The 2988-nt window shown below is 67.9% G+C and carries 1 protein-coding gene; it reads left to right on the top strand.

Annotated features, from left to right (window positions below; all coding sequences use genetic code 11):
• Positions 1-2387 (top strand): CaiB/BaiF CoA-transferase family protein (locus AC2VON_RS13810; protein ID WP_486953480.1); only part of this gene is annotated, 2387 nt, incomplete at its 5' end.
• Positions 2388-2988 lie beyond the last annotated feature (601 nt).

Genomic DNA, 2988 nt, shown 5'->3' with positions numbered 1-2988 from the left:
CCAGCGACGGATCGCAGTGCCGACCGACGCCGCTGGATTCGCTGCGGGTCGTCGAGATCAGCGACCGGATAGCGGGCAGCTACTGCGGCAAGCTGCTTATCGATGCGGGTGCCGAGGTGCGAAAAATCGAGCTGCCGCAAGGGGATTCGCTGCGCAGCTACACCTCCTGCGGTTCACCGGTGCCGGAGTCGACGGACGCGCCGCTGTTTTCTTACCTCAACGCCGGCAAGCGCAGCCTGGCCGTGTCACCCTCGGATCCGCGATACCGCGCCGAACTCGGCGCCGCCGACGTCATCGTGATGGCCGCCACCGCCTCGCAGGCGACGGATTTGGGCATCGATCCGCAGCGGCTGCTGGCGGCCAACCCGCACGCCGTCGTCGTGTCGATCTCCGACTTCGGCTGGACCGGGCCGTATGCCGAGCGGGCGGCCAGTGAGTTCACCCTGCAGGCCTGGGCGGGCCTGACCGGGTTCCGCGGCGATCCCGCCGGGCCGCCCATCGCGATCGGCGGCCGGCTGGGGGAGTACATGGGCGGCGTGTGTGCTGCGTTCGGTGCGCTGGCGGTGTATCGCCGCGTACGGCATGGGGGTCCGGGCGAGCACCTGGACCTGTCCATGCTGGAGGCGATGACGTTGATGCAGAGCTCCGAATGGCTGCACAGCCAGCTGCTGCGGGTGCCGCCGGTCACCCGCACCATCGAGGTGCCCTCGATCGAAGAGGCCAAGGACGGTTACGTCGGCATCACCATGGTCACCGGTCAGCAGTGGCTCGATTTCGCTGCGATGCTCGATCGTGCGGAGCTGACCGAAAACCCGCAGTTGCGCTTTCAGCTCGGCCGCTGGGAACACCGGGATTTCATCCGCGAACTGATCGGGCCGTGGCTGCGTGAGCACACCGTGGACGAGATCGTCGAACTGGGGCAACTGTTCCGGCTGCCGATCGCGCCGCTGGGCAACGGCGCCACCATCCGCGAGATGGACCACCTCACGGAGCGCGGGGTGTTCGTGCGCAACGCGGCCGGTTTTCATCAGCCGCGCTCGCCGTGGCTGATGTCGCAGTGCGCACCCGCACCGCTGGCGAGCGCACCGACACTCGGTGATGCCAACACCGAACCCACCTGGCAGCAGCGGGAATTCGCACCAGGCCTGGCCGACCCACGGCTGCCGCTGGAGGGCGTCCGCGTGGTAGACCTGACCGCGTTCTGGGCCGGGCCGGCCGCCACCCACCTGCTGGCGGCGTTCGGTGCCGAGGTGATCAAGGTGGAGTCGATCCAACGGCCCGACGGCATCCGCTACTCGGGTGGGATGCGCACCGACGTCGACGACTGGTGGGAATACGGCTGGGTGTTCCACGCCATGAACACCAACAAGCGGTCGGTCACCCTGGATTTGGGGTCCGACGACGGACGACGGCTGTTTATGACGCTGGCGGCCGGAGCCGACGTGGTGATCGAGAACTTCTCGCCGCGGGTGATGGACCACTTCGGGCTGACCGCCGACGCGCTGCTGGGCGTCAACCCACAGCTGGTCATCGCCCGAATGCCCGCGTTCGGCCTGGACGGCCCGTGGCGTGACCGGGTCGGCTTTGCCCCCACCATGGAGCAGATCGCCGGGCTGGCCTGGGTGACCGGATTGCCCGACGGCCCGCCGGTTGCACCGCGCGGAGCGTGTGATCCGCTGGCCGGTGCGCACGCCGCGTTCGCGGTGACGGCGGCGCTGGCGTTCGCCGAGCGCACCGGAGCCGGTCAACTGGTGGAGCTGCCGATGATCGAATCGGTGCTGGGCGTCACCGCGGTCCAGCCGATGGAGTCCGAGGTGTTCGGGATGACCCTGGGGCGGCAGGGCAACCGCGACCAAGGCGCCCTCGTGCAGAACCTCTATCGCTGCGCCGGAGACGACGAGTGGATCGCCGTCACCGTGGCCGCCGACGAGCAGTGGCGGGCGCTGGTCGGGGTGCTGGGCTACCCGGCTTGGGCCGACGACGCGCGGCTGACCGAGGCAGCCGGACGACAGGATCGTGCCGACGACATCGATGCTCGGCTGGCCGACTGGTTCGCCGGCCAGCTAATCGACCCTGCAGTCGAAAAGCTTGCCGCGGCAGGCATCCCCGCCGCACCGGTGGTGTCGCCTTCGCTGGTCACCGAGAATCCTCAACTGCGCGATCGAGGGTTCTTCGAGCTCCTGACCCATCCGCGAACCGGGCCGGGCCTATATCCGTGTCCGCCGTTCGCGCCGCTGGCCGGGCAGCATCGCTGGCTGACGCGGCCCCCGCCCACCCTGGGCCAGCACACCACCGAAGTGCTGCGCGAACTGTGCTTGCTCAACGACGAAGACCTGGCGCGGTTAGCGGCCGACAAGGTGATCGGTACCCGGCCCGCCGGGGCGTGAGCCGCCCAGCAGTCCCTCTGGCCGTCGAGGAGTCCGATGAGGACCATTGGCGCTGCCTCGCTGGGTTTGGCTCGAGCCATGTGTCAGTGGGGCCAAGCGAGGTCGACGACGTCGTTTACGGTAAGTGAAGTTCGCCGACACCGGTTGGTGGGTGGCCTGGGCGCCGCCCGGGGACGCTCGCACCAAGATGCGTTGGCGATGTTGCGCAATCTCGGACGGTCCGAGCAAATTCTCACGACTAACCTTGTTGGCCGACTGAAGCACGTGGGCAGGCGGAGGAGCGGTGACCTCAAGATCGCCGGGTTCCTTCGAGTGAGGTGTTTTGAGTTACGGAGATTCCTCTACGATCCACTATTCGCAGGCGGAGGGTGGCGGTTTGACAATTCCTCAGGTTCGCCCTTTAATCTACTCCTAAGCATCCCATCTGCTGCCCAGGAAGGTTTGCGTAATGGTGCACCGACACGTCGGGACGCGCGATTCAGCTTCGCGTAAGGTGATGGCGCAGCGGGGTCGACGCGCCATCGGGACGACCGGGGCGATCAGTGCGTTCTTGACGTTCGGGCTTGGGCCGCTGGCCGACGCGCCCAAGGCCCGTGGCGAG

The sequence above is a fragment of the Mycobacterium sp. TH-M82 genome, from assembly GCF_057473605.1.
This window is presented reverse-complemented; position numbering and strand designations above follow the sequence as displayed.